22 protein-coding genes and 1 tRNA gene are annotated in these 24,397 nt (G+C 59.9%); 12 read left to right on the top strand and 11 right to left on the bottom strand.

The window, feature by feature from the left end; translation table 11 throughout:
* Positions 1–32: 32 nt before the first annotated feature.
* From EHO51_RS05905 to EHO51_RS05890, 4 genes are all read right to left on the bottom strand, one after another.
* Positions 33–707 carry a 3-oxoacid CoA-transferase subunit B gene (locus tag EHO51_RS05905; protein ID WP_124738114.1) on the bottom strand — a complete coding sequence of 225 codons (675 nt, stop codon included), beginning with the start codon at positions 705–707 and terminating at the stop codon, positions 33–35.
* Positions 707–1,360 (bottom strand): CoA transferase subunit A, encoded by a 654-nt coding sequence (locus EHO51_RS05900; RefSeq protein ID WP_205789000.1) that lies wholly within the window; start codon positions 1,358–1,360, stop codon positions 707–709. Before EHO51_RS05900 ends, EHO51_RS05905 begins: the two co-directional genes overlap by 1 nt.
* Positions 1,361–1,370: 10 nt before the next feature.
* Entirely contained in the window at positions 1,371–2,198 is an 828-nt protein-coding gene (gene fabI, locus EHO51_RS05895) for an enoyl-ACP reductase FabI (RefSeq protein ID WP_196394624.1), read from the bottom strand.
* A gap of 214 nt (positions 2,199–2,412) precedes the next feature.
* Positions 2,413–4,752 (bottom strand): RNA degradosome polyphosphate kinase, encoded by a 2,340-nt coding sequence (locus EHO51_RS05890; RefSeq protein WP_432431923.1) that lies wholly within the window; start codon positions 4,750–4,752, stop codon positions 2,413–2,415.
* A gap of 112 nt (positions 4,753–4,864) precedes the next feature.
* Between EHO51_RS05890 and EHO51_RS05885 the strand changes: the two genes are divergently transcribed.
* Entirely contained in the window at positions 4,865–5,944 is a 1,080-nt protein-coding gene (locus EHO51_RS05885) for an alpha-amylase (RefSeq protein ID WP_245434769.1), read from the top strand.
* Positions 5,945–6,030: 86 nt separating this feature from the next.
* On the opposite strand, the gene EHO51_RS05880 is transcribed toward EHO51_RS05885, so the two are convergent.
* Entirely contained in the window at positions 6,031–6,813 is a 783-nt protein-coding gene (locus EHO51_RS05880; protein ID WP_124738111.1) for a 3-hydroxybutyrate dehydrogenase, read from the bottom strand.
* Between the two features lie 577 nt (positions 6,814–7,390).
* Here EHO51_RS05880 and EHO51_RS05875 point away from each other — a divergent pair.
* From EHO51_RS05875 to EHO51_RS05860, 4 genes are all read left to right on the top strand, one after another.
* Positions 7,391–9,745 carry a DUF3141 domain-containing protein gene (locus EHO51_RS05875; RefSeq protein ID WP_124738110.1) on the top strand — a complete coding sequence of 785 codons (2,355 nt, stop codon included), beginning with the start codon at positions 7,391–7,393 and terminating at the stop codon, positions 9,743–9,745.
* A gap of 761 nt (positions 9,746–10,506) precedes the next feature.
* A complete protein-coding gene (locus EHO51_RS05870) occupies positions 10,507–10,983 on the top strand; it encodes a hypothetical protein (protein WP_124738109.1) in 477 nt (158 codons plus the stop codon).
* Complete coding sequence (locus tag EHO51_RS05865; protein ID WP_124738108.1) at positions 10,983–11,804, top strand: hypothetical protein; 822 nt, start codon at positions 10,983–10,985, stop codon at positions 11,802–11,804. Before EHO51_RS05870 ends, EHO51_RS05865 begins: the two co-directional genes overlap by 1 nt.
* Positions 11,805–12,408: 604 nt before the next feature.
* Positions 12,409–13,062 carry a hypothetical protein gene (locus tag EHO51_RS05860; RefSeq protein WP_124738107.1) on the top strand — a complete coding sequence of 218 codons (654 nt, stop codon included), beginning with the start codon at positions 12,409–12,411 and terminating at the stop codon, positions 13,060–13,062.
* Positions 13,063–13,422: 360 nt separating this feature from the next.
* Here the strand turns inward: EHO51_RS05860 and EHO51_RS20485 are convergent, their stop codons facing one another.
* The 4 genes from EHO51_RS20485 to EHO51_RS05840 all read right to left on the bottom strand — a co-directional run bounded on the left by EHO51_RS20485 (position 13,423) and on the right by EHO51_RS05840 (position 16,300).
* The gene (locus EHO51_RS20485; protein WP_164479353.1) at positions 13,423–13,782 is read right to left on the bottom strand and encodes a hypothetical protein; all 360 of its coding nucleotides are present in this window, start codon (positions 13,780–13,782) and stop codon (positions 13,423–13,425) included.
* Between the two features lie 93 nt (positions 13,783–13,875).
* Positions 13,876–14,589 carry a hypothetical protein gene (locus tag EHO51_RS05850; RefSeq protein ID WP_124738105.1) on the bottom strand — a complete coding sequence of 238 codons (714 nt, stop codon included), beginning with the start codon at positions 14,587–14,589 and terminating at the stop codon, positions 13,876–13,878.
* 109 nt (positions 14,590–14,698) lie between these two features.
* Positions 14,699–15,628, bottom strand: a complete 930-nt coding sequence (locus EHO51_RS05845; RefSeq protein WP_124738104.1) for a HEPN domain-containing protein — start codon at positions 15,626–15,628, stop codon at positions 14,699–14,701.
* Positions 15,629–16,015: 387 nt separating this feature from the next.
* Entirely contained in the window at positions 16,016–16,300 is a 285-nt protein-coding gene (locus EHO51_RS05840) for a helix-turn-helix domain-containing protein (RefSeq protein ID WP_124738103.1), read from the bottom strand.
* Between the two features lie 143 nt (positions 16,301–16,443).
* Here EHO51_RS05840 and EHO51_RS05835 point away from each other — a divergent pair, with 143 nt between their 5' ends.
* The 7 genes from EHO51_RS05835 (at position 16,444) to EHO51_RS05805 (ending at position 22,987) form a co-directional block, all read left to right on the top strand.
* Positions 16,444–17,016, top strand: coding sequence for a hypothetical protein (locus EHO51_RS05835; RefSeq protein ID WP_124738102.1), 573 nt, complete (start codon positions 16,444–16,446; stop codon positions 17,014–17,016).
* A 255-nt stretch (positions 17,017–17,271) separates the two neighbouring features.
* The gene (locus EHO51_RS05830; RefSeq protein WP_124738101.1) at positions 17,272–17,868 is read left to right on the top strand and encodes a hypothetical protein; all 597 of its coding nucleotides are present in this window, start codon (positions 17,272–17,274) and stop codon (positions 17,866–17,868) included.
* A 46-nt stretch (positions 17,869–17,914) separates the two neighbouring features.
* Complete coding sequence (locus EHO51_RS05825) at positions 17,915–18,880, top strand: hypothetical protein (RefSeq protein ID WP_124738100.1); 966 nt, start codon at positions 17,915–17,917, stop codon at positions 18,878–18,880.
* Positions 18,877–20,193: a S49 family peptidase gene (locus tag EHO51_RS05820; RefSeq protein ID WP_245434768.1), complete on the top strand. Its 1,317-nt coding sequence runs from the start codon at positions 18,877–18,879 to the stop codon at positions 20,191–20,193. Before EHO51_RS05825 ends, EHO51_RS05820 begins: the two co-directional genes overlap by 4 nt.
* 55 nt (positions 20,194–20,248) lie before the next feature.
* The gene (locus EHO51_RS05815; RefSeq protein WP_245434767.1) at positions 20,249–21,271 is read left to right on the top strand and encodes a major capsid protein; all 1,023 of its coding nucleotides are present in this window, start codon (positions 20,249–20,251) and stop codon (positions 21,269–21,271) included.
* Positions 21,272–21,486: 215 nt separating this feature from the next.
* Positions 21,487–21,777, top strand: coding sequence for a hypothetical protein (locus EHO51_RS05810; protein WP_124738098.1), 291 nt, complete (start codon positions 21,487–21,489; stop codon positions 21,775–21,777).
* Positions 21,767–22,987, top strand: coding sequence for an integrase (locus EHO51_RS05805; protein ID WP_124738097.1), 1,221 nt, complete (start codon positions 21,767–21,769; stop codon positions 22,985–22,987). The genes EHO51_RS05810 and EHO51_RS05805 overlap by 11 nt, the downstream gene beginning before the upstream one ends.
* 77 nt (positions 22,988–23,064) lie before the next feature.
* Here EHO51_RS05805 and EHO51_RS05800 read toward each other — a convergent pair.
* Together EHO51_RS05800 and EHO51_RS05795 are read right to left on the bottom strand one after the other, a co-directional pair.
* Positions 23,065–23,139, bottom strand: a tRNA-Gly gene (locus EHO51_RS05800).
* Positions 23,140–23,360: 221 nt separating this feature from the next.
* Complete coding sequence (locus EHO51_RS05795; protein WP_124738096.1) at positions 23,361–24,359, bottom strand: c-type cytochrome; 999 nt, start codon at positions 24,357–24,359, stop codon at positions 23,361–23,363.
* Between the last annotated feature and the right edge of the window lie 38 nt (positions 24,360–24,397).

Below are 24,397 nucleotides of genomic sequence, written 5' to 3'. Positions count from 1 at the left end.
GCGGTGTCGACCACGGGGCGGACGCGTGCGCCTCAGGCGGCCACGCGCTCAGGCGAAACGATCGGCATTGTCGGCGTATCGCCGTCGAGCAACAGCTTGGCTCCCGTGCTTGCGACGACCGTGTCCACGCTTACGCCGGGCGCCCGCTCCCGCAATACCAGCCCCTCGTCTGTAGGCTCGATCACCGCCAGTTCGGTGACGATGAGGCTGATGCGCCGCGCCGCCGTGGGCGGAAGCGTTAGAGCCTCGACGATTTTTGGTTGCCCCTTGGCCGTGTGTTGCATGGCGACGATGACGCGCTTCGCGCCGGCGACGAGGTCCATTGCGCCGCCCATGCCTGGGACGAGTTTGCCGGGCGCCATCCAGTTCGCGAGACGGCCGCTTGAATCGACTTGCAGGCCGCCGAGAACGGTCATGTCCAGATGTCCGCCCCGGATCAGCGCAAAACTGATCGCGCTGTCAAATGCGGCGGCTCCGGGGAGAGCGGAAATGTATCCGCCCCCGGCGTCTGTGAGGTAAGGATCCTCCAGACCATCCGGCGGCGGCTCGCCAAAGCCGATAATGCCGTTTTCGCTCTGAAACGCCACCGAGATTCCCGAGGGCACGTAGCACGCAACGAGCGTGGGCAGACCGATGCCCAAATTTACCAGGGTGCGGTCACGCAATTCGAGAGCGACCCGACGCGCGATGACCTCTTTAGCGTCCATCACTGCGGCCTCCTCACGAGATGATGCACGAGCACGCCAGGCGTGCGCACGGCGTCCGGCGGGATCACGCCGACCGGAACGATCTCTTCGGGCTCGGCAATGACGCAGTCAGCGGCGAAGGCCATCACCGGATTGAAGTTCGCCGCCGTCAGCCGGTAGGTAAGATTGCCGAAATGATCCGCCTCATGCGCACGCAGCAGCGCGAAATCGGCGCGCAACGGCATCTCGAGCAGAAAGCTCTCGCCGTCGATTTCCAACACCTGCTTGCCTTCTGATACGACGGTTCCGACGCCTGTTCGCGTCAATACGCCGCCAAGCCCGCTGCCGCCGGCGCGAATTCGCTCAGCGAGGGTTCCCTGCGGGACAAGCTCGACTTCAATTTCGCCCGAAATCATTTTCTTCTGCGTAATCGGGTTCGTCCCGATGTGTGACGCTTTGATGTGTGCGACGCATCCGGCCTCGATGAGCTTGCCGACGCCTCTTCCTGGCGAGGCGGTGTCGTTGCAGATCAGAGTCAGCCCCCGCGCGCCGCGCGCCACTAAAGCGTCGATCACACGATCCGGAGAGCCGACGCCCAAGAAACCGCCGAACATGACGCTGGCGCCGTCAGGGATCATCGCCGCCGCCCTTTCAGCCGAAATGCCGTCTTGCATTATGTGCTCCTCAGGCGACGTTGTGCAGGCCAGCGTCCACATAGATCGTGTCGCCAGTCATTCCGGACGCGCCGCCTCCAACGAGGAAGGCGACGACGCGCCCAACTTCGGCGATGTCGACGAGTCGATGCGCGGGGCTGCGTGCGACAGCCGCGTCGACGAGTTCGTCGAACTGCGCGATGCCGCTGGCGGCGCGCGTCTTCAGCGGACCGGGCGAGACCGCGTAGACGCGGATGTCCTTGTCGCCGAGTTCCGCGGCTAGATAACGCACCGTCGCCTGCAACGCGGCTTTGACGGGACCCATGATGTTGTAGTGGTTGACGACCTTGTCGGCGCCATAATAGCTCATCGTCAGTATCGCCCCGCCTTCCGTCATCAGCGGCTCGGCGAGACGCGCCATTTCGATGAATGAATAGCAGGAGATTTGCATCGCTTGCTGAAAGCCTTGGAGCGAACAGTCGATCACCCGTCCATGAAGATCGTCGCGCGGCGCAAACGCGATGGAGTGAATAACAAAGTCCAGCCGTCCCCATTCAGTGCGAATCTGGTCGAAAGCGGCCTTAAGCTCTCCGGGATGCTCGACATTGAGAGGCATGATCAAGCTCGCCTGAATTTGTTCGGCGAGCGGACGAACATAGCGTTCGGACTTCTCGTTTGCGTAAGTCACCGCCAGTTCGGCGCCAAAGGCGCGCAGCTTAGACGCGCATCCAAAGGCGATGCTATTCTCGTTCGCGACGCCGACGACAAGACCTCGTTTGCCGCGCAACATGTCTCCGATGCGGCTTTCGGGATTCCAAACCTTGGGTAGCGGGTCAGTGAGTAGAGCGACATCGTTCATAATGGCGCCTCGCATGAGAATGGAGTGTCGCGACGGCGTTTTACCGCGTTCTTGATCTCGCGGGCTGTGCTGGATCGCGGCTGCTGATCTTTTCAACGATCCCCGTCGATACGGTTCAAGTTAGGCCGCGTAAATGACGTGGCCGTGAACTTTGCCCGAGAGACGAAATTTAAAGGCTTTGAACGCTGAGCGAAGATCAAACGCGATAGGTTTGCTATTCCGCGGCGCTTTCGATCGACTCCTCATCCTTCGTCAAACGCTGCGGGGCTGAAGCTCGCAGCGCCTCGCCGCGGCCTGAAAGGCTCGGATTGTCCAGGAAATACTCTTGCGCGCTGAAGCGTCCTTCGCCTTCCGGCGGCGTCATGCGCCGGCTCGAACCGTCCTCAAGAACGCGCCAACTTTGAACATTGTCGAGGAAATTGGCGAGCAGCACCTGTTCCAGAATCTGTTCGTGCAGCGTCTCGTTCGTGATCGGGAACAGCGTTTCGACACGCCGGTCGAGATTGCGCGGCATCAGGTCAGCCGAAGAAATATAGACCGCCGCCTCTTTATGAGGCAGACCGTGGCCGTCGCCAAAAGCGTAGATGCGTGAATGTTCGAGAAACCGTCCGACGATCGATTTCACGCGGATGTTCTCAGATAGGGCCTTCACGCCGGGCCTTAGACAACAGATGCCCCTGACGACGAGTTCGATGGCGACCCCCGCGGCGCTCGCTTGATAAAGCGCGTCGATGATCTCCGGATCGGCGAGGGAATTGCACTTCGCCCAAATCGCGGCGGGCCGCCCGGCGGCCGCATGTTCCGCTTCGCGTTGAATATGTTCGAGCAGCCGCTGCTTCGCTGTGATCGGCGTCACGAACATCCGCTCGAGAGGCGCCAGAACGCCCGAGCCGGTGATGTAATGAAAGATCCGCGCGACATCGCGCCCGATCGCCGGATTGGCGGTGAAGGCGGAGAGATCCGTATAGATGCGCGCCGTGACCGGATGATAATTGCCCGTGCCGACGTGGCAATAAGTCGTGACCGCGCCATGCTCTTCTTCGCGAACGACCATGCAGAGCTTGGCGTGAGTCTTTAGTTCGGGGAATCCGAAGACCACCTGAGCGCCGGCGCGCTCCAAGGTGCGCGCCCAGCGAATATTGGCTTCTTCGTCAAAACGCGCTTTGAGCTCGATGAGCGCGGTCACCGATTTGCCGTTCTCAGCCGCCTCGATGAGCGCATGAACGATCGGGCTGTCCGACGAGGTCCGATAGAGCGTCTGCTTGATCGACACGACCCTGGGGTCGCGCGCCGCCTGCTGGAGGAAAGTCACGACGACGTCGAAGGACTCGTAAGGATGATGAACGACGATGTCCTTCGCGTGGATCGCTACGAAACAGTCTCCGTCGAATTCGCTGACGCGTTCGGGATGGCGCGGCGAAAAAGCTGGAAACTTCAGCTCCGGTCGGTCGACGCCGACGATCTGCGAAAGACTGCTCAAACCTAGTTTTTCGCTTTGAACGATCATCCCCCTTGGCGAAACATCGACCTGCGACGCGACAAAATCGCGCAGCGCCAAGGGCATGGACGAATTGACTTCAAGACGTATGACGCAGCCTCGCCGGCGTTCTTTGATGGCCGCCTCGAATTCGCGGATGAGATCCTCCGCTTCCTCCGCGAATTCGATGTCGAGATCGCGAACGACTCGGAACAGGCCGAGCGCGCCGATCACGCAACCGGGAAACAGCCGGTCGAGAAATTGTGCGATGACGTCCTCAATGCGCGCGAAACGCAGTGCGTCATTCGGACCGTCGTCGAGGCGTACGAATCGCGTCAGCGTTCCCGGAATGCGCACGAGACCCGTGAGGTCGCGCCCATCGTTCTCCCGAACCAGTTGCGCAGCTAGGGACAATTCCAGATTGGGGATGAAGGGAAAGGGGTGCGACGGGTCGATCGCGATGGGCGTCACCACGGGAAAAATGTGGCTATTGAAGTGAGCGTCGAGCCGGTCAAGATCCGCGCTCGTCCAATCGGCGCGCTCCAGCAGCGTGACGCCGACGCCTTCGAGTTGCTCGCGCAACAATCGCCAGGTCATTTCCTGGTCGCGGCTCATTTTATCGGTCGACTCGAAAATGCGGGCGAGCAGCTCGGACGGCGTCAGACCATCCATTCCCGGCGTCTGGCCGCGCTCAATTTGCTCGATGACACCTGACACTCGGACCATGAAAAATTCGTCGAGATTGCTCGCCGAGATCGCCAAAAACCTCAGCCGCTCGAGCAGCGGATGAGATTCGTTGGACGCCTCTTCGAGAACGCGTCGATTGAAGGCAAGCCAGGACAATTCGCGATTGACAAAACGCCCTGGATCATTCGACGTTGTCGCGTCGAAGGCGCGAGCTGCCAGCCGAGGGCGTGCGGCCCCTGACCGTTTGGCTGCAGTTGTCGAAGTCACTCTACCACTCGGAAATCTGAGCCCCTGCTGAGGCGGTCTGCCTAAAGCAGCATGTGTCCGTGACAGTGCGGCAACAACGCTGGAAAAAGCGGCTCTCGCCAAGCCTCTCGCAGGCCAAGTCATTAGGACGTTTAAGAAGCGCCTTATGCCAGACGCGCTACAGGGTCAGCGCGTACTGCACTGATCCGAGGGTTGTCGAGTTCCCGGCGGTGACGAGATGTGTTTCCCCGGAAAAATGTTGACCGTAATGGGGTTGCTGTTCAGCACGACCGCCCTTGCGCAAGAGGCGGGCGGCAGCGGCGGAGTTCCAGACGTATCGCCGACGCCAACCAAGCAAAAGGCGCCGCCGGCTCCGCTTGGCGTATTCGGCTCCGATATCGCCGCGGTCGGCAAATTTTCGGTGGGGTTTTCCGGCGTCTTCACGGGGCTCGCCAATTCAAGAATCGGGACAAAAATCGTATCGCCGGAATATATTGTTTCGACCACGCCATGGTTTTTCGACCCCAGGAAACCCGTCCGGCTGGTCCCCTCGAGCGTCTTCGCGACCATCCAGTCAATCTCCTTCAGTTACGGCGTGGCGGAAAATTTCGGGATCGTCCTGGCGGCGGGCGCAGTGGAAAAAAGAGTCGCCGCGCTGACCTACGCCGCGCCGAGCGGAACGCGTTTTCTCGGTCAAAGCTACGCCACGGTCGCGGGCGTCACGGATCTCGAAGCCGCAGCGGTCTTACGCATCTATCGCGACGAGGTTCATCGCGTTCTCATCTCGCTTGGACTGACGTTTCCGACAGGGAGCAATGAATCCCAGTTCAGGCTGCTTCTCAGCGACGGCGCCTATGGGACAGTGCGCGCCTTCTATTCGATGCAGCCCGGCACGGGGACCTATGATTTTCTTCCCGGCTTCACCTATGGCGGCGTGATCGGACCCTACTCATGGGGAATCGCCTATCGCGGACGCTGGCCCTTGGCGTCAAATCCGGAGGGCTACCGTTACGGCGATCTTCACGACCTCCACGGCTGGATCGGATATTCATGGATCCCGGAATTGACGACGACGCTGCGCGTGACCGGCACGACCCGAGGCCCTATTCGCGGGTTCGATCCGAAAATCGACGGCAAATCGCAGTCGGCCAACCCCTTCTTTTACGGCGGGCAGCGCGTCGAGCTTTATGGCGGGGCGACGATCGCCGGAAGCCTTCTCGGATTGGATCGGGCCACTTTCGCAATTGAGGCGGGCATGCCGATTTATCAAAATCTCAATGGCCCTCAATTGTTTCGAAACTGGCAGGCGATTGTGGCCGTGCGCATCAGCCTGTGAGCAACAGACTGCTGCGAAGACGAATGTCGGCTGCAAATTCGACAGTCGCCTCCGCTTGCTTTCTCTTTGTCGACCGCGCCGGCCTTCTAATGCGCTGTCCAGCCGCCGTCCATGGCCAGAATTGCTCCCGTGATTGATTGAGCGTCCTCGGAAGCAAGAAAGACGGCGAGCGCGGCGACCTGTTCCGACGTGACAAACTCCTTGGTCGGCTGAGCCTTAAGAAGAACGTCGTGGATAACTTGTTCGCGAGTCATGTTCCGCGCCGCCATTGTCTCTGGAATTTGATGCTCGACGAGCGGCGTCCAGACATAGCCCGGCGCGATGGCGTTGACGGTGATGTGGTCGCGCGCAAATTCGAGAGCGGCGGTTTTGGTCAAGCCGGCGACGCCATGCTTCGCGGCGACATAAGCGGATTTGAAAGGAGACGCGATGGTCGCATGAGCGGAAGCGGTGTTTATGATCCGCCCCCACTGGCGGGTTTTCATTCCAGGCGCAGCAGCTCGGATCGCATGAAACGCTGATGACAGGTTGATGGCGATGATCGCGTCCCACTTCGCAATCGGAAAATGCTCGATAGGCTCGACGTGCTGGATCCCGGCGTTGTTGACAAGAACGTCGACCGAACCAAAGGCGCGTTCAGCCTCGGCGATCATCTGCGCAATCTGCGCCGGCGCAGACATGTCCGCCGGAGAGTAGAGCGCCTTGACGGCGAACTCCTCCTCAATGCCCTTGCGTTTGTATTCGATTTCGTCGGCCATGCCGAAGCCGTTGATGACGACGTTCGCGCCTTTTTCGGCATAGGCGCGCACAATCGCCAGTCCGATGCCGCTCGTCGAGCCGGTCACAACCGCTGTCTTGCCTTGGAGCATAATCTTCCTCCGCCGCCCGCCTCCGTCAATGCAGCGGCTGACCGATCATCGATATTCGCGCCTTCCGACAAATGCGCAAAGGCAATGTGACAGTTAAGCAAATTTGGATTCTAAGATGCGTCGCTGAACCAAGACTTTCGGTGAAGCGATTGAGACAATTACGAATTTCATTCGCCTGTAATCGAGACAGGACGCCGAGGGTCTTCAATTCCCGCGCCAGTCGCAGACCCGGTTGCCGATAGAGTGGGACAGCTAATTTTGAAGGAAGGCGGTTCATGATGTCTCGCGCCAAGCGGTCGCGCTCGCTATCCGCCGTCCCAGTGGGCCGGAGTCACCGGTTTGTCACTTAGGGCCGCAACAATGAAATTTGCGAACGAGGGGTTTTACAGCCTTTTGGAGCAGAACGTGGCTTTCCGCGAAGGGCGCAGTCTCTGTGTCGTCAGGGCCGAAGATCAAGCATGTGACTTGAATCTGTAGTCGAGCCCCCGGAGTTCGGAATGGCTATTGGAACGCCAATCCGCACCGCCTCTACGACTGCTGCGTTGGCCCTTCGTCCCCCTGCAGGAGAACTTGGGCGATGACGCCGCTTTTCAGTCTACAGAACGCTCCAAAACGCTCAGTCGAGGATCAGAAAGTCGCTGCGACAGCGCAGCAGCGCGTCATGACCGGCTATGCTCGGCGAATGGAGAAGATGGCGAGCGACCACGGCCGGCGCCTAGAGCAGCTGTGGGAAGAGGCGAAGGCGATACAGACCGAATTGAGTAAGCGCCGAGAGGCGGGCGATCTTTATCGAGCCGCGTATGATTACGCCGTCGACGCCGGGCGACGGACTGTGCTGACGCTAGATACGCTTCGCGAGAGGGGAAACAACGACATCGCTCACGAAGCCGCCGGCATGCCCCCTGCTCTCATCTATGACAACGAGGTGGTCGTAGACGGCCGCAATCTGCCGCGGCCGGTGAATTACCTCCTCTTGAGGATCATTCCTCCCAAGGGCGTCGAAAGCTTGAACTGGAAGCGCCCCTATCTGATCATTGACCCGCGGGCCGGCCACGGCGCCGGAATCGGCGGCTTCAAGTCTGATAGCCAGGTCGGCGTCGCCCTCCGCGACGGCCATCCGGTCTATTTTTTGGTCTTTCGTCCCCATCCCGAGCCGAACCAAACGCTCGCTGACGTCATGCGAGCCGAGGCGGCGTTTGTGAGCGAAATACGTCGGCGCCACCCTGAAGCCCCCAAGCCGATTATCGTAGGCAATTGTCAGGGCGGCTGGGCGACGATGATCCTTGCGGCCGCAAATCCGGACATCATCGGACCATTGGTCATCAATGGCGCGCCGCTGGCCTTCTGGTCGGGCAGGATCGGCGAGAACCCGATGCGCTACCTTGGCGGGCTTTTTGGAGGAACCTTGCCTACCTTAGTTCTCGCAGACTTGGGATATGGAGAATTCGACGGCGCGCATCTTGTTACTAATTTCGAAATGCTCAATCCTGGCCGCAACTATTTCAGCAAATATTACGACCTCTTTGCAAATATCGATCGTGATCGCGCCACATTTCTGGAATTCGAGCGCTGGTGGGGCGGATTGCATTTCATGAATGAGCCCGAAATCCGGTGGATCGTCGAACAGCTTTTCATAGGAAATCGTCTCTCGCGCGGAGAGGCGCGAATCGAGCGAGGGCGCCAGCTCGACATTAAGGCGATCAGATCGCCAATCATTGTTTTCACCAGCCGGGGCGACAACATCACTCCTCCCCAGCAGGCGCTCAACTGGATCGTCGACACCTATGCGGACGAGCATGAGATTAAGATTCGCGGCCAGCGCATCATCTACATGGTGCACGAGACCACCGGACATCTTGGCATTTTCGTCTCCTCCACGATCGCCAAAAAGGAGCACTCGGAAGTCGCCTCCACGATGAAAACCATCGAGGCTCTGTCCCCCGGCCTCTATGAGATGAAGATCGACGAGCAGATTGGCGAAGGATTGGATGCGCATTTCCTCGTGAGCTTCGAGGAGCGCACGATTAGCGACGTGCTCGCGTTTGATGACGAAGACCGTTCTGAAGAAATTGGCTTTGCTGCCGTTGCGCGCCTATCCGAATTGAGCGTCGAGCTTTATGATCTCTTCTTGCGTCCGTTCGTGCAAACGATGGTGACGCCGTTTACCGCTAAAATGATCAAGTCGACGCATCCCGCCCGGGCTCAGCGCCTCATTTTCACCGATCAAAATCCCCTAATGCAGCCGGTTTGTGAAATTGCAGCGCGCATTTCGAAGAATCGCGAACCTTTGGATCCGAGCCATCCGTTCCTCGCACTTGAGCGGTGGTGGGCCTCGAGCGTGTTGCAGACCATAGATGTTATGCGCGACTTCCGCGACGCGGCCTATGAAGCGATCTTTCTTTCGACCTACGGCTCACCCTTGATGACTTGGATCGGCGCTCCCCATGCTTTCGAGCGGACGCGCAAGGATCCGAAGGATCTTCGATGGCTGCCCGAGGTGCAAGCCATTCTAGTGGGCATTGATCGCGGAGGCTTCGAGGAAGCCGTCATCCGGATGCTGATTCTTCTTGCCGAGGCGCGTGGCTCCGTCCGCCGCGATCGGCTCCAACGATCGGCGCACGTTCTAACCAACGACGAGCCTTTCGCCTCGCTTGGGACGGAGCGCCGCGCCGCGCTCATCCGAGAGCAATCAATCATCGCCGAGTTCGAACCCGATCGCGCCATAGAGACACTGCCGGATCTCATACCCGAACGCCGACGCCAGGAGGCGATAGACGTTGTGGAATACATAGCGGGCTCCGTAGACGATATGGAGCCTTACACGGTCCGCACGCTTCAGCGCTTCCGCGCCGCGCTTGGTCTTCCGCGAATCGCACTTTCTGTCGCAACTCGAGATCCGCTCATTGCATCCATCACCACGCCCGCGTCCTAACTTGTCTCGTAGCGAGAGATAGCGAAGACGCGGTCGTCAAGCTGATGCGCTTTTTAACCGCGAAGCCTTTCATCTCACGAAGTTAAAAAAGTCTGGCGCCGCAGCGCAACGGGAAGCCACTCTGCGCGTTCCGAGAGCTCCGCTGATGCTTCCTTGTCATATTTACATGCTTTTTGCCCCGGAGGCCCTCAGCAGACTGCAGGCGCCCGAGGGAATAAGGCTTCCGAAATGCGTAAGTACGTTCTTGAGATTGTGGAACTGGGACATGCAAAATCGGCGGCTGAGATCGTATTGCTGCCGGAAGGCCAAGCCATTTGGCCTTCCGTCGAAGCCCTAGCTCTTCGTATGGCCAGCTCGGAGGGAGCCTTTATTCAGGTGAGTGATCCTAACGGAGCGACTCTTATTCGAGCAGGAATCTCGACTGCCTTGGCTTCGATCGAGAAGTGCCCGTGCTCAGAATGCATCCTCAAGAGAGAGCTACGACATCTTATCGTGACGGGCCGCGGCAGCGTTTATGGGTCGGAGCTGGTTGTCGATTGTCGCATGAGCAGCGCAGCTCTCGCTGCCTGACCCTCTCTGGCGGCGCACCGCCGGCCGGGCGTAGAGCTTCTGCGCAGGCGTCGCGCCATCCGATCTGCTTTTCTCAGCGCGCTGGATTGGAGCGGGCGATGGGAATCGAACCCACGACATTCAGCTTGGGAAGCCCGCATAAGCCGCTGATCTAACTACCTCTCGTTTCCCTCCTGCAACAGGAGGCGAAATTGAAAGTAGGTAAAAAGCAAACCGCCGCGCAGGGGGTCGGATCCCAGCGCGGCGGCAAAACAGAGGTGAAAGCAGCGAACTTTCGGGATTCAGACTACGTCCGCGACGGCCTTTGTGCAATCGCAAAATCGGGCTGTCCACACGCTAGCTTGATCGAGTCGCGTGCCACTGAAAGACCTCCGGCAGATTGGCCGAAGGTCTCTTCCGGATCACGATCACGCAGCGTCACGGTGATTTCAAACTTGCATCACGAAAGTTTGATCGCCGATCGCGGCGCTGGTTCCGCGCCCGACACAGAACTGTCGCCGCCAGTTACCATATTTGATCCACGGCTATTGCCGAGCCGCGCCACGCTCGCGCGGAAGTGGCCCGCGCTGAAGATCAACCGATTTACCGGCCGATGGCGCGATGACGCCAGCGGCGCTTTTGGGGCGGACGTCGCGTCGCTGCTCACCTTCCTTGGGGAGGGCGCGTGATGAACGCTTTCGCCCCAAAAGAGCAATCGCCGCAGTTTGGCGCTTGCGATGCAAAGTCGCGGACGTTCGCCAGCGAGGCGGCGGCCGCCCTCTATATCGTCATCGGCGCCGCAGCCGGGTCCGACGATCTTGACCGGCTCGTCAGCCAGGTGTGGCAAGGCGTCGTGCATGGCGCGATCGACGAGGGCGACGCCGACTTTCTGCAGTCCTTCGCCGAGCGCCGGCGACCGCTCGCTTGCGGGAGACGCGGCGTAGGTGGACGCGGGGTCGCGAAGCTCGTCAGCCGCTTCGTGCCGCGCCAGCGCGCCAGGTCGCACGATCACCAAGCGTCGCGCGAGCGTCGGCGCACGCTCGGCGGCTCGGCCGTCATGCCGCCGAATCTCCGCTGCCACTACACCGAAGGGCAGCGCGCGGTGTTGTGCATCCTCGCCGGCGAGGTGAAGCACCACGGCCTCTGTGATCTGGCGATCGACAAGATAGCCGCGCTCGCCGGGGTCTCTCGCACGACCGTGCAGACGACTCTGCATGAGGCGCGAAGGCTTGGGCACATCAAAGTGACCGAGCGCCCGCAGCCAGGCCGGAAGAACCTCACCAACATCGTGCATATCGCGTCGGCCGAATGGCTGATGTGGATCAAGCGCGGGCCGGCGGCTCATCGCCCGTTAAGGACAGGGTCCAATCCGTTTGCAGAAAAAAATTTGCGTCTCGATGAAACTTCGGTGAGCCCGACCAAGAGCACACATTTAAAAAATAGGTCTGGCGAAAAAGAGCAGTGGAGAGGTTCAGGGCCTCCTGAAACAAGGTGGAGGAGGCGAGCATGATGCTCTCACAACCATCAGAGGCAGCTAGGGCGGCGGAAGCATGGGAGCGTTTTTCAGCTGCGTGGCCGTTCGATCCTGTTCCATACCGACGCGCAGCTGCGGAGGCGGCCTTCGCCGAGCTGACACTTGAAGAGCGCGAAGCGGCGATCCGCTGCGCGCGCACCTTCGTGAAGGCATGGCGAGCGGGCGGGCGTAGTGGCTTGCCAGATGCGCGAAGCTGGATCAGGGCGAAGGGTTGGGAAGAGCTCAAACGAACGCCGGCCAACAGGCCTGTTGAGCCCGATCGCCCACCAAGCGGATCATGGTGGAAGCCGAAGGCCGATCGCCTGCCGGATGGGTCATGGTGGCTTCATCCCGACTCGCCGCAGCTTAGAGCTTGGCACGGCCACGAACGCCGAACGCTAGGGCGCGCGTCTCGTGGACTCTGTCGCCCGAGCGAGTGGCCACCGGGCTGCGCAAATTTGTCGGCCTGCGAAGTCCATCCTCGCGCGGGTCCTTCCTAGGCCCCCTCTGCCTGCGGGGTGCCACACCCCGGGATTCCGGCAGTCACAGTCGACTTGAAAGCGTGAAGTTCACGTGAATTTACAAGGGTGTAAGGGCGAAAATGGGCGAGAAGATCGTGTCGAAGTCAGATTTCGCGGGGGCGTGCAACGTCACGCCGAGCTGCGTGGCGAATTGGATCTCTCGCGGCAAGATCAGCGGCGACGCCTTGGTCGGTGAGGGCCGCGGCGCGCGGATCAAATTTGATGTCGCGATGGCTCAACTCAAGGAACGCCTGGATCCAAGTCAGCGATTCGGGCTCAATGGCATCTCGACGAAGCTCGACGACGCGCCGGCGACGCCACATGGCCCTTCCCCGCCACCGTCATCCGCTCGGCCTCCGGCGCAGCCCTTTGATCCGTCGGTCGAAGACCAAATCAAGCGGGAGAAGCTCCTCCAGGCGCAGCTCGCAACTTCGCGAGCGAAGGAGCAGGACCGCCTATCGCGCGGAGTCTACATCCTCGCCGCCGAGGCCCGCGACGAAACCAAACGCGCTGCAGCGCAGCTCGTCGCCTCATTTGAGGGCCGCGTCCCCGACCTCGCTGCGGCGATCGCCGCGAAGTGGCAGCTTCCGGCCCGCGACGTGACGCATCTGCTGCGCGCCGAAATCCGCAAGATCCGCGCTCGGCTCGCCGCAGAATTCGCCGAGCTTGCCGCCGCTGAGCCGGAATTTATCGACGACGACCTGGACGACGACAATCTCGGAAGGAAAAATTGAATGGAATAACGACGACCGCACGACCCCGCGTCTCGCGGGTGATATGGTGGGATAATCGATTGTAAGTCGTTTCGAAGAAAGGTAATTTACGGTGCTCGCCCTTGTCGCTGAGCGTATTGCGATATCTGAAGTATTAGGAGGCTGGCCTTATGCAATTTCAAGTCACGATCGACTGTAGCACCGCAGCGCTTAGCGGGGATTCAATCTCGCGCAACCAGGAACTCGCCAATATTCTAATCGCCGCCGCCGCGGATTTGTTGGACCAAGGCTTGGCGCCTGGCGACAAACTGCCTTTGCGTGACCGCAATGGCGACTCTGTTGGAATAGCTCAGCTGATCAAACAACCTGACGTGATCGCTTTCAGTGCGCCCCTAAAGCAGGACGTGGGAGGCGGCGCTGAACGTCTACGCCTGAGAGGCGGCCAAGCGCGGCCCTTGCGTCGCGAGCTTTTAATGTCCAGACGCTGACGATCGCGGCCTTAACAGCGCGGGCGTCGCTCAGAGGCTCGCGGGCTGATACATTCTCCCCGGCCTTGGCGCGCGCGATGAGAGACTTGCGCTCTTCGTCTGCGGCCTTCGCCAGCGCGTCGAGTTCGACGCCTTTGTCGAGGCTTTTGCCGACGACGTCGCCAGCTTTGCCGCCGCTGAGCCGGAATTTATCGACGCCGACCTGGACGACGACAAGACCGACGAATCGCGTTAGGGAAAAATTGAATGACAACAGTAGCCAAAGGCGACGCGCCGCGCCATGCGCTGCCGCGAATCGTCGAGTCTCCGCCGACCTCATGACCAAAATGAGGGATGGACGAGGAATTCACTTTTCCATGCTGTCCGAAAATAGCACCGTTAACTTATCGACTTGAATATTAGGTTTACCAGTGAATGTTACCCAAGAATTGTAAGTAAGAGTTTGTGCGGTCTCTCGCACAAAGTCCCTTTCATCGACACCCTTATATTTTATTTCATAACGCAGCACGCCTACAAACGTTGGATCATGCGCTGAATCAGACTTAATCGGCTTAATGTCATTTGCCATCGATGAAAGCAATCTTTGAGTCGCACGTGGGTGAATGTATCCCGAAAATTCTTCTCTATCTTTGTTGACTTCGACCCCGTTTATGTTTCCAAATAGCTTTGCTGTGTAGAACAAAAGTGTGTCTGTATTATTGCGGATATCGAACGTCATGCGGCCAAAGGTGTAATTGTTAGTGATTTTATGGTGTATTTCCATCGTTCCGGTTACGTAAATCAAACTCCCGATAGCGATGGAGCTGCTAACGGGCAGTAAAAAATACCAAGCGAGGCACAAAAAGAAGCCAACCCCAAAAAAAACCATGCCTGTAGCCGCGAGCATTTTTTGTCTAGCCCCAATGTGATGCGCCCATAATGTCGCGAAACCTATTGCCGAGAAAGCAATCAGGCCCCATCCAATTTCCGTATGCTGAGGGGCTATCATAATTGCCCCCGTTCCCAGCAGCCCAAATAGACCGAGGAAGATGCCGATTTTTCCTTCGACGCTAATTGCCATGAAGCCCTTCTTGCATTGGTAATTCCGACCAGCCTTAAAGCAAGTCGTTCCTTTTCTTGAGCCCCACGCCAGACCGTCGCCGTTCAATGAAGTTCAACGCTGAGCCGCTCTATAAGGATAAGTCTTTATCGCTAGTTGGCTGTAGCTCTAATGCCGACCAATCGGGTGCAGTGCCAAGCGACAAAAAACTTCTGAGCAACTGACGATAGATAAGCGAGCTTCGAAGCAGATTCTCTTCGAGTTCTTTTTGCTCATGGGCTTTAAGGGCGCCTCCATGCACGATGCCGTTGCGAAAGCCCCCGAGCTGGGAAACTACGCGCCGCGTCTCCTTGCGTTGCTCTAACGTTCCCCCTAACATTTGAGCGGTTCTTACAGCGATCCTCCAGTTCACAGGCGAATTGTCGCCTTTCCCGCCGCTTACAGCAGTTTCAAAAGCGAGAACAAGATCCAGGGCGCGATCTCCAGCATTGCGTCGGCATTGGCTCAAGACAAATCTTTCCATTGAGCGCAAAAGCTTGCTGCGCACGTCGGGCACAAGATCCCGCAACAAATCGGCTTCTCTCTTCAATGAAACCGTATCGACAGTGACAAGCTGCGTGATACTCGGCACGACTTCCGGGAGGAACCATGAGAAAGACCCAACGCGTTCGCCCAGTTCAAGATCCGGATCTTCGTATTCGAACCACGCCCCTACGGCCAACGGTTGACCAGCTACGGCGGCTTGCAGAAAATAAAGTGGAGCTCTTAAGTCCTCTTCAAGTTTTTCTATACACCGCATTGCCTCTTCTAGATTACCGACATACGGAAAATTAGTCACTGTCCTCACTAGCGCCGCGCCCGGCCGGCCGAAGAAGCCTGTAGAGTACCAAGCATGAAGAGGCCAAGGGATTGCTCTACCGACAAGCCACCGTTTCACTTCGCTATCGGGCAAATGATCAAAGGGTAGAAGCATCAATCCCGGTGCGATCTCTACCTCCTCTTCGATAGAAAGGCCCCAGATCGCGGCCACGAAACGGAAATTGGCAGAACGAGTCTCCAAGAGGCGAGTGAGCCAGTCTGCTGCCTCAAAATTGGAAGTTCGAACGGCGCGGAGGAAAATTCGCAGAGAAAGAGGTTCAGCGTAGAGGCCTATTCCAGAGTTTCGGCTGAATAGCGACGTACCCTCAACGCGTTTAAATGATTCGCAGTCATTAATAGCAGCGACGACCGGAGCTAAGACGCTGGCGTCGGGAGGAGATTCGGTCAGTAGAGTCCTCGAGCTTCTCCATTCGTTCCAGATTATCAGACTTGCCTCAAGCCCGGCAATAAGTCGATCGCGATCGGATGCGGTGTTTTCTACTTTCCCGGTCACCACTCAAATACCTTCTATCCCTTATCTGCCGCACGCGGGACCGCCGCCGTTCTCTTCGGTGAACTCGCCTCAGGTCTATTCATCGTTTTCGGCGCTCAGATCCTCGATGGGGATGGTCGGCGCGGATTGCTCCGTCTCACGAAGGCGAACGCCGGGACCGCCGCCATTTCGCTCGATGAATTCCACGCCGGCCGCCTCGAGCGCGCGGCGAAGCGCGTCCTTGGTCACTTCACGCGGATCGCGTGCGCTTCGCTCGAAGTCGACGATCGTTCGCAGTCCGACCTTGGAGGCATCAGCCAGCTGCTCCCGGGACCAGTCGATTAGAGCTCGAGCAGCTCGGCATTGCGCCTGAGTTAGCATAAAAAGATCCCTGTTGCACTTTTAATGTTGACATAGTTTGTGCCATATCGCACTTTCTATGCGCACTATAGCAAGCGCCCTCAAGCACCGCAACGCCGAGACCCTATCTCGGCGAATGCTCCCGTCTTGCCTGGAGAAAGCCTATGCCCTTTGAGATCGCCGACGCCGCCCCTCTCTTCGTTGAATATCGCCCTGACATGCGCCGGCGCATTGCCGCCGCTGTCGACGCGCTGGTCGCGCTGCTCGATCAAATCGATGGGGACGGAGATTTCGAAGATGCCGACCCGCCCGAAGACGACGCGCCGGCAGAGGACGTGGGCGACAACGAGCCGAGCCTCGGCGCGCCTGGCACCTTCTACTTTCCGGACCAGGCGCACTGGGCGCAAGGCGCTGGCGACGATCGGGAGGACGATAGCGATCTGCTCGAAGATGACGGCTCCGGCGAATCGGCGCTCGGCGCGACGACGGCCGTCAATCAGCAACACGCCTGGGCTGCGCCTCGCGTGACCGATGCGATCGTCGAAGACGAGCCTTCACTCGGCTGGACAGGTCACGGGCGCGGCCATCCTGAAATGGCGCTGCGCGGCTATGACGATGAGCGCGAGCAAAATATCGGCGCCGACGATCGCGAACACGACGACGCGGAGAGATCGGGCTGCGGCGACATGGACGGCGTCATGGAGCAGCACGGTTTCGGCGTGCAGTTCGCGGAATGACCGCGCCCGATCATACCGCGACTCGTCGCCTTTGGGTTCGTATCGTGCGCGTTGGCTTGGCGCTGTGGGTTATGCGCGTCGCGCATGCTCTCGACACGCTTGCCGAACGGCTGCTTCCCGAGGATTTACGACGAAGGCTCTAGGTTTTGCGTTTCGGCGGCTCGGGCGCTGGGCGAAGGATATGCCGCAACGTCTGTGTTGACACAGACGTGAACTTATCATAACCTCTGTTGCGTCACAGGGGATGGAATCTCGGTGGACGACGACTACCTCTCACGTTTGGACAAGGCGAGTTGGACGACCGCGCAACTCGTGGCCGGCGCCGACATCACTTACGACGCCTTCACAAACTACATGCGAAGCGATCTCCTTTTCGCGTCGAAGTCAGCGGGACGGGGGAAAGCGCGCGCTTTCCCTCTCATCGATGTTTATCAAATCGCCTTACTGGCGCGACTATCGAAGTTGACCGGAAAACTGGCATGGAGCGCAGGTGCCCTCAACTACGCAATTCTTGTTGATGCCGAGATTCAATGGCTCGGGCCAGACTTCTTAGATGGACGCCCTCGAAAAGATCAGCGTTCGATTCAGGATGTCCACTCTGACAGGCTCGCCGAAGTTGCCACGTCCATTTACGCTGCTCCCCTACCATACCACCATCGAGATACTCTTCAGCCGTATTTCATTTTTGCGCAGGAGAGGGATTTAGCGCGTGGCCGCACAATTATCGAATGTGGCCAAAAAGGCGCAATTGGTGTTCTGGATTCAACCGATGCAGGCGGTGTTTACATCAACATGACCGCCACATTGCGAGACGTGGATCGACGTCTGATCGGGGTCTCATGCAATGAGTAAATTTGCAGGCAATATCCCCCTCCAACCTTTCTTCAGGAGCGCTGAAATGAGCCAGGTTGCCGCCGGCAACGCGGATCATCGACAAGACGACGCATCTCGCGAACCGGAAACCCCCGGCCCGCTTCCGCGAGGCGATCGTTCCCGTTTGCTGCCCGAGCGCTCTCGCTGCAAGTATTTCGCGATCAAAACTCAGTGCGCAGAGGCCAACGCAATCGCGCGCGATTTGGCCGCGCGGGCGAATGACCTGCGAGAAAAAATCCAAAGCAAAACCGCTCTTCGAAACAACTTCCTGAACGGCGCGCATGACGGTCTGTCGCACAGCGAAAGGGAGCCTTACGCCGTTGAGCTCGAAGCGGAGATACGAGAGCTTGTCGAAGCGCGCAACAGGCTGGAGGAGCGCACCGTCGCGCACGCCGAGCGCCGCAACGTGTTGGCCGCTCTCGATCGCCGATTGACGGAATTTCTCGCGAGCCTCTCGGCTGCGCCTGCCGCGGCCGCGCCACTCGACCTAAAACTTTCGGCCGATAAGTTCGATACGGAACTCGCGAAGACGCGCGCTCAGATACGCGATCTCCTCGAGCGCATCGCGCAAGTCGAACGCGCGCCTCATCCGTCCGGCGTCGTGAAGGCGCGCGCCCGTGCGAAGATCGAAGCGCTCGCGGCGCACCCCAATGTCCGCGTCGCCGTCGAACATGGAGAAGACTTTCGTTTCCCCACCATCGTCGAAAAGACTGGCGCGGCGATCGACGTCGGAGGTTTGCTGTGCTGGTTGCTTAAGGATCGGCTCATCGCCGCCGTCGAGCGTGAGATCGACGAAGTCGCCGACGACTCCAGAGCGCTCGACGCTACCACGCGAAAGAGGATGCGCACGGATCTCGCTGCGGAACTCTTCGCCGCCGAGTCTCGGGAGGAAGCGATCATCTCAGCCGCAGAGGCGGTCGGACGGACCTTCGATCGTCGCGCCGATGGCGACGTGCGCGCGGTTCTCGGATTGGCGGCTGCGCGGCCATGAAGCACAACCTCGCCCGTATCGCGCTCCAGGCTTTTAATGAGCCGCTGTTGATGCATCCGCGCAAAGCGATGGTCATTAGCTCGGTGATTTCCGAGCACATGACGGGCGTCGCGCCGCTCGTCGACGTGGAAAACGCGAGAGCAGAAGCCCAGTTCGAGCGTGAGACGCATTCGCAGATGCTCGATCGCTTCGACGGCGAGCCGCGCGGACCTCGCGTCAAGAACGCTTACGGCGACAGCTATATTCAAACGCGCTATCGCTTTCGCAAAGGCGTGGCGCTGATCACCGTCGAGGGCTCGCTCGTCAATCGCGGCGCCTATATCGGCGCGGCGTCGGGGCTGACTTCCTACGAAGGCGTGACGGCGCAATTTGCTGCCGCCGCCGCCGACCCGGATGTCAAAACGATCATGCTCGATCTCGATAGCCCCGGCGGCGAAGCGGGCGGCGCATTCGAGCTCGCAGATTTCGTTCATGCGGTCGCGCAGGAAAAGCCTGTCGTCGCCATCGTGAACGCGCTTGCGGCGTCAGCGGCCTATGCGATGGCGTCCGGCGCATCGCGCATCATCACCACGCCTTCCGGCGTCTCCGGCTCGATCGGCGTCGTCGTTCTCCATCTCGATCAGTCGAAACGGCTAGAAAAGATGGGCGTCGTGCCGACGCTCATTTATGCGGGCGGCCACAAAGTCGACGGCAATCCTTTCGAGCCATTGCCGGAAGACACGCGCGCTGATCTCCAGGCTGAAGTCGATCAGCTCTACGCGATGTTCGTCGCGACGGTGGCGCGCGGCCGCAGCAACCTCACCGAAGATGCGATCCGCGCCACGGAAGCGCGGACCTGTCTCGGCGCTGAAGCCGTAGAGATCGGACTTGCCGACGACGTTGGGACGTTTGTCGACATTGCCGAAGAACTTCAAAGCAGCGGCATGGGCCGCAAATTTATGAAAGGAGCGACTATGTCGCAAGCTGATCTCAAGCGTTCGCCGAGCGTCGCCAGCGGCGGGGAGCCGCGCCTTGAAACGACGCCGCAAGAACTTTCTGGGGCGGTCCTCGCGCTCTTCCCCGACAGCAAGCGGGCGCAGGCGTTCGGCGAAGCGCTCAGCAAGGGCGCATCGATCGCGCTGGCGGCCGATCTCGCCAAAATGATCGACGACGGTCAGTCGACAAAGATGTCGCCGCTTCAAATGGCGATGGCGCAACAGCGCCGCGCCGATCTCGGCCCAGGTGGCGGTCCGGCTCCGCATCAAGCGGCGGCCAAGGATGACCTCTGGGCGCACGCCATCGCCACCGTCAATCGAGAATTCGGCCGCGCCTAGAGCGCGGCGTCATTCGCTAACAGACTATCGCAGGAAAGGTTCTCCTATGATCACGATGGACGTTTTTAACGAGGACGCCTTTTCCGCGACCTCGCTGACTGCTGCAGTCGACAAGCTCGACCATGTGCCGCGCCTGCTGGGCTCGATCCCCGGACTGTTCGAGATGGACCCGGTTCGCACCGAAGATATTTGGATCGAAGAGCGCGCGACCGGCGCAGTCGTTTTGCAGACCTCGCCGCGCGGCGGCGTGCCGCATTATACGAGCGGCGACCAGCGCGCCGCGCGTTCGTTCAAGACGGTGCGACTCGCCGACGTTTCGGTGATCCAAGCTTCCGCGCTTTTTGCCGTTCGCGAATTTGGGTCAGAGACTGAGGTAAAACAACTCGCAACCGAAGTTGCGCGTCGCCAGTTTAAGCTCAAACGGAATTTGGGTCTGACACTGGAGAATTTGCGCATGGGCGCGGTGCTCGGCCATGTGAAAGACGCCGACGGCTCGACGATCTATGATTGGGCGACGGAATTCGGCCAGTCGATCCCGGCCGAGGTGGACTTTGATCTTGACAACGGCTCGCCTGCGAGTGGCGCGGTGCGCAAGAAATGCAACGAGGTCTCTCGCTCCATTCTCAAGGGCCTCAAGGGCGTCGGCGAGCCGCAGCGTATCGTCGGCCTGTGTGGTGACGCGTTCTGGGACGATCTGACGAGCCATCCGGAGATCATCGCCACCTATCAGAACCGCTCCGACCAGTCGGGCGCGTGGCTGCGCAACGGTCTCGGCGGCGTCTATTCGACCTTTAATTACGGGAACGTCGATTTCATCAACTATCGCGGCACCGACGATGGAACGACGCTGTCGGTCGGGACCGATAAGTGTAAATTCTTCCCCGTCGGTGCCGGCATTTTCCGCTGGGCGATGTCCCCGGGCGAGAGCTTCGAAGATCTCGGGCAGCTCGGGAAAGAGTTTTATTCGCGCATCGTCGTCGACAAGGATCGCGGCGCTTGGGCCAACGTCGAGGTCTATTCCTATCCGTTGCCGGTCTGCACCATGCCGCAGGCGCTGCACCAGGCGCGCCGCACCTGATTAACTCATCGCAGGCGCGGGAAAAAACCCGCGTCGTCGCAATCGGGGAGGTCTCATGAGGGCTTCAGCGGCCAGTCCAAAAACGGGAATGGAGATCGGACTCCCCGGCGCGCGTCGCGTTGAAAAGCCGTCAATCTCCTATGGCCGCAACCCCGTGCGCCTCGACCGCGGATGTAGCGGCGGGGCGCACGGGAAACTCTAAACGGACATGAGCGATGACGGTTGCGGAAAGTTCCAGATCGGCAAGGGACGGCGAGCGGCGCGCACGCGTGCGGACGCAAGGGCTTTTCCCTTCCGAATGTGAGATTGCGCGCCGTCTTTCTCAGACGGCCGTGGAATGGGCTGCAAAGGCCGTGATCCTCGAGCGCGACGGGCTTCCTCGCATCGATCCGCTCATGGGCGGTCGGTATTGGCCGGCCGTCGAAGCCTACTGGCGTCGCCGCTACGGCCTGCATAGCATCGAGCCGTCTCAACCAGACGGGAAGGAAAACCTCGATGCGCTATGAGTTCCCTGGCCTCAAGCGAAGGCTGAATAAAGACGGTCGCGCGCGGCTCTATTGGGTTGCGCGTGCTGACCTGGCCAAGGCCGGCTACAAGCCGAAAACGGTTCCCCTGCACTACGACTGGCGGGACCTCGAACAGCATCAGCTGATCTCGTCGGCGTGCATGAAGTTCCAAGCGGAGATGCTCGAATGGGCATCCGGACGCAAGGATACGGCACCGCCATTTGACGGCACGGTCAAGGGCCTCTCGCGCCAATATCAGCGCGACGAAGCTAGCCCATATGGGCGGCTGAAGTGGAACACACAGCGCACTTACGACCATGTGCTCGAAACAATCGAAAATGCGTTCGGAGATCGCGCGCTTTCCTGCATCGGCTTGAAGGATTTCCGCAGATGGTATGATGCGGCGCGCAAGCCCAAGACCTCTGGCGGCAGAGAACGCATCCGCAAGGCGCACGGGGTCATTTCGATGCTGCGCCGGCTCGTCTCCTACGGCGTCGCTGCCGAACTTCCGGAATGTGCGCGGCTCGCCTCTATCCTTCGCGAGACCTCGTTCGAACAGCCGGCGCAGCGCCGCGTGCGGCTTATGCTGGAGCACGTGGAAGCATTCATTCCCGTTGCGATCAAGCGCGGGCGTCTGTCGCTCGCGCTCGGCACGGCTTTCCAATTCGAGACGACGCTGCGCCAGCGCGACGTGATCGGCGAATGGGAGCCGCTCAAAGACGGCGATGAACCCTCGGGTATTGTGCTGCGCGGCCGGCGCTGGGTGAACGGCCTGACGTGGTCGGATATTTCGAAAGACTTCGAAATCTACAAGGTCACGACGAAGACGGGCGCGATCGCGGCGCATGACCTGAAGCTCTGCCCTCTCGTCATGAAGGTCATCGGAATGATCCCGGCAGATAAGCGCATCGGGCCGCTCATAATCGACGAAGAGGCCGGCCGGCCCTATGCCGAGCATGCATATTCGCGTGAGTGGCGCGTCATCGCCGACGCGGCGGGCGTGCCTCGCGCCGTCTGGAACATGGACGCTCGCGCCGGCGGCATTTCCGAGGGCGACGAGGCCGGCGCCGATCTCGACGACATCAGGGCGCAGGCGGCGCATTCGCAGGCCTCGACGACGATTCGATATGTGCGCGGGACGATCGGCAAATCCCGCCGCGTCGCGCAACTGCGCTCCGCGCATCGTGCGGAACGCAAACCGAACGGCTAATGGGGAACGTCTTGGGGAACGCGGGGAACGTGTAGATCAGCGGTAGGGCGTTAAACGATTGTCAATGCTCGCGAAATTGGAGCGGGCGATGGGAATCGAACCCACGACATTCAGCTTGGGAAGCTGACGTTCTACCTCTGAACTACGCCCGCGCGCTCCCTTGTGTAACGCGGCCGGGCGCCGGTTTCAACGGCGCGGCTTCAGTGCTGGCTAGAGGCCAGAAGGGCTTCCTCATCCTGAGGAGCGCCGGAGGCGCGTCTCGAAGGACGAGGAAAGCCCTTAGGGCGCAAATTTTACCTCACCCTCGTGCTTCGAGACGGCTCCTTTGGAGCCTCCTCAGCATTAGGGTGAGGTAAAAGCGTTCCTCCCCGCATCACTTCACATTCGGATTCCTTACGTCGCGCTTGTCCTTCTCGATTTCCTTCAGCTTTGCGCGAATCGGCCCGTAAGGCCCGTATTTGTGCTGCTCTTCGGAGAAGCCGTCGGCATAGGGGCCGTAAGGCGCGTCGATCGGCTTTTTCAAAAGGTCGGGAAAATCCTTGTCTAACCCCGCGCGCTGCGGCCTCGGTTTCGAGATCATCAGCGCCGCGACGTCCCAGGCCTCTTCCGGCGAGAGCCGCGGATGCAGATAATCGACGCCGTCCGGCATGTTGGAATGGATGAAGTTCGCCGCCGTGATCAGCCGCGCCATGCCGGCGCCGTCGTTGAAACTGTCCGAGCCCCAGAGCGGCGGAAAGGCGTAGCCGGCGCCCAGCCCCGGCAGGCTGTTCTGCACGCCGGCGCCGTCGACGTTGTGGCAGCCGATGCAGCGCGCTTGATAGATGTCGCGCCCGCGCGCGGGATCCGCGGCGCGATCGAGTTCCGGCATCGTCCCCGCGCCGAGTCCCGAGAGCTTCTCGCCCTTGCGCACGCCAGACGACAGAAACTGAATATAGGCGACGATGGCGCGCATCGGCGGGGATGACGCCGGCAGCGGGCGGCCGTTCATGCTGCGCGTCATGCAGGAATTGATGCGCTCCTGCAGCGTGATCTGCGCGCCGATGCGCGCGCTATAAGCGGGGAAATCCTCGGCCAATCCGAAAATCGGCAGACCGAATTTCTTCACGCCGGCGTCGAGATGACAGTTGCCGCAGGCGAGATTGTTCCCAGCGTAACGCTGCGCGGGGTCGGGCATGTCCGGACCGATATGGGAATAGGTCGCGGTGATGAGATCGCGCCCGTGGCGGATCAGCCGGCTATGCGCGTCGTAAGGCAGCGCGTCGACTTGCGGAACCGACCAGAACTTCGCGCTCGACGCGCCGATCTCTTCAGCGGCCACGGACGTCGCGAGCGAGAGCGCGAAGAGCGCGGCTAAAAGAAATGCCTTACGCATGAATTCGCTCCGCTTTGACGTCCAAGTTCAGAAACCGG

Source organism: Methylocystis rosea (genome assembly GCF_003855495.1).
GTDB classification, from domain to species: domain Bacteria; phylum Pseudomonadota; class Alphaproteobacteria; order Rhizobiales; family Beijerinckiaceae; genus Methylocystis; species Methylocystis rosea_A.
The sequence above is the reverse complement of the archived record's forward strand: the minus strand, read 5'-3'. Positions and strand labels throughout refer to the sequence as shown.

Bases quoted from the DNA above. Each gene is read 5' to 3' on its own strand.
- EHO51_RS05825 (WP_124738100.1), top strand. From the start codon at position 17,915: ATGAGCCAGGTTGCCGCCGGCAACGCGGATCATCGACAAGACGACGCA.
- EHO51_RS05865 (WP_124738108.1), top strand. From the start codon at position 10,983: ATGAACGCTTTCGCCCCAAAAGAGCAATCGCCGCAGTTTGGCGCTTGC.
- EHO51_RS05810 (WP_124738098.1), top strand. From the start codon at position 21,487: ATGACGGTTGCGGAAAGTTCCAGATCGGCAAGGGACGGCGAGCGGCGC.
- EHO51_RS05880 (WP_124738111.1), bottom strand. From the start codon at position 6,813: ATGCTCCAAGGCAAGACAGCGGTTGTGACCGGCTCGACGAGCGGCATC.
- EHO51_RS05885 (WP_245434769.1), top strand. From the start codon at position 4,865: ATGTTGACCGTAATGGGGTTGCTGTTCAGCACGACCGCCCTTGCGCAA.
- EHO51_RS05850 (WP_124738105.1), bottom strand. From the start codon at position 14,589: ATGGCAATTAGCGTCGAAGGAAAAATCGGCATCTTCCTCGGTCTATTT.
- EHO51_RS05840 (WP_124738103.1), bottom strand. From the start codon at position 16,300: ATGCTAACTCAGGCGCAATGCCGAGCTGCTCGAGCTCTAATCGACTGG.
- EHO51_RS05900 (WP_205789000.1), bottom strand. From the start codon at position 1,360: ATGCAAGACGGCATTTCGGCTGAAAGGGCGGCGGCGATGATCCCTGAC.
- EHO51_RS05795 (WP_124738096.1), bottom strand. From the start codon at position 24,359: ATGCGTAAGGCATTTCTTTTAGCCGCGCTCTTCGCGCTCTCGCTCGCG.
- EHO51_RS05820 (WP_245434768.1), top strand. From the start codon at position 18,877: ATGAAGCACAACCTCGCCCGTATCGCGCTCCAGGCTTTTAATGAGCCG.
- EHO51_RS05860 (WP_124738107.1), top strand. From the start codon at position 12,409: ATGGGCGAGAAGATCGTGTCGAAGTCAGATTTCGCGGGGGCGTGCAAC.
- fabI (WP_196394624.1), bottom strand. From the start codon at position 2,198: ATGAACGATGTCGCTCTACTCACTGACCCGCTACCCAAGGTTTGGAAT.
- EHO51_RS05815 (WP_245434767.1), top strand. From the start codon at position 20,249: ATGGACGTTTTTAACGAGGACGCCTTTTCCGCGACCTCGCTGACTGCT.
- EHO51_RS05905 (WP_124738114.1), bottom strand. From the start codon at position 707: ATGGACGCTAAAGAGGTCATCGCGCGTCGGGTCGCTCTCGAATTGCGT.
- EHO51_RS05805 (WP_124738097.1), top strand. From the start codon at position 21,767: ATGCGCTATGAGTTCCCTGGCCTCAAGCGAAGGCTGAATAAAGACGGT.
- EHO51_RS05875 (WP_124738110.1), top strand. From the start codon at position 7,391: ATGACGCCGCTTTTCAGTCTACAGAACGCTCCAAAACGCTCAGTCGAG.
- EHO51_RS05890 (WP_432431923.1), bottom strand. From the start codon at position 4,752: ATGACTTGGCCTGCGAGAGGCTTGGCGAGAGCCGCTTTTTCCAGCGTT.
- EHO51_RS05835 (WP_124738102.1), top strand. From the start codon at position 16,444: ATGCCCTTTGAGATCGCCGACGCCGCCCCTCTCTTCGTTGAATATCGC.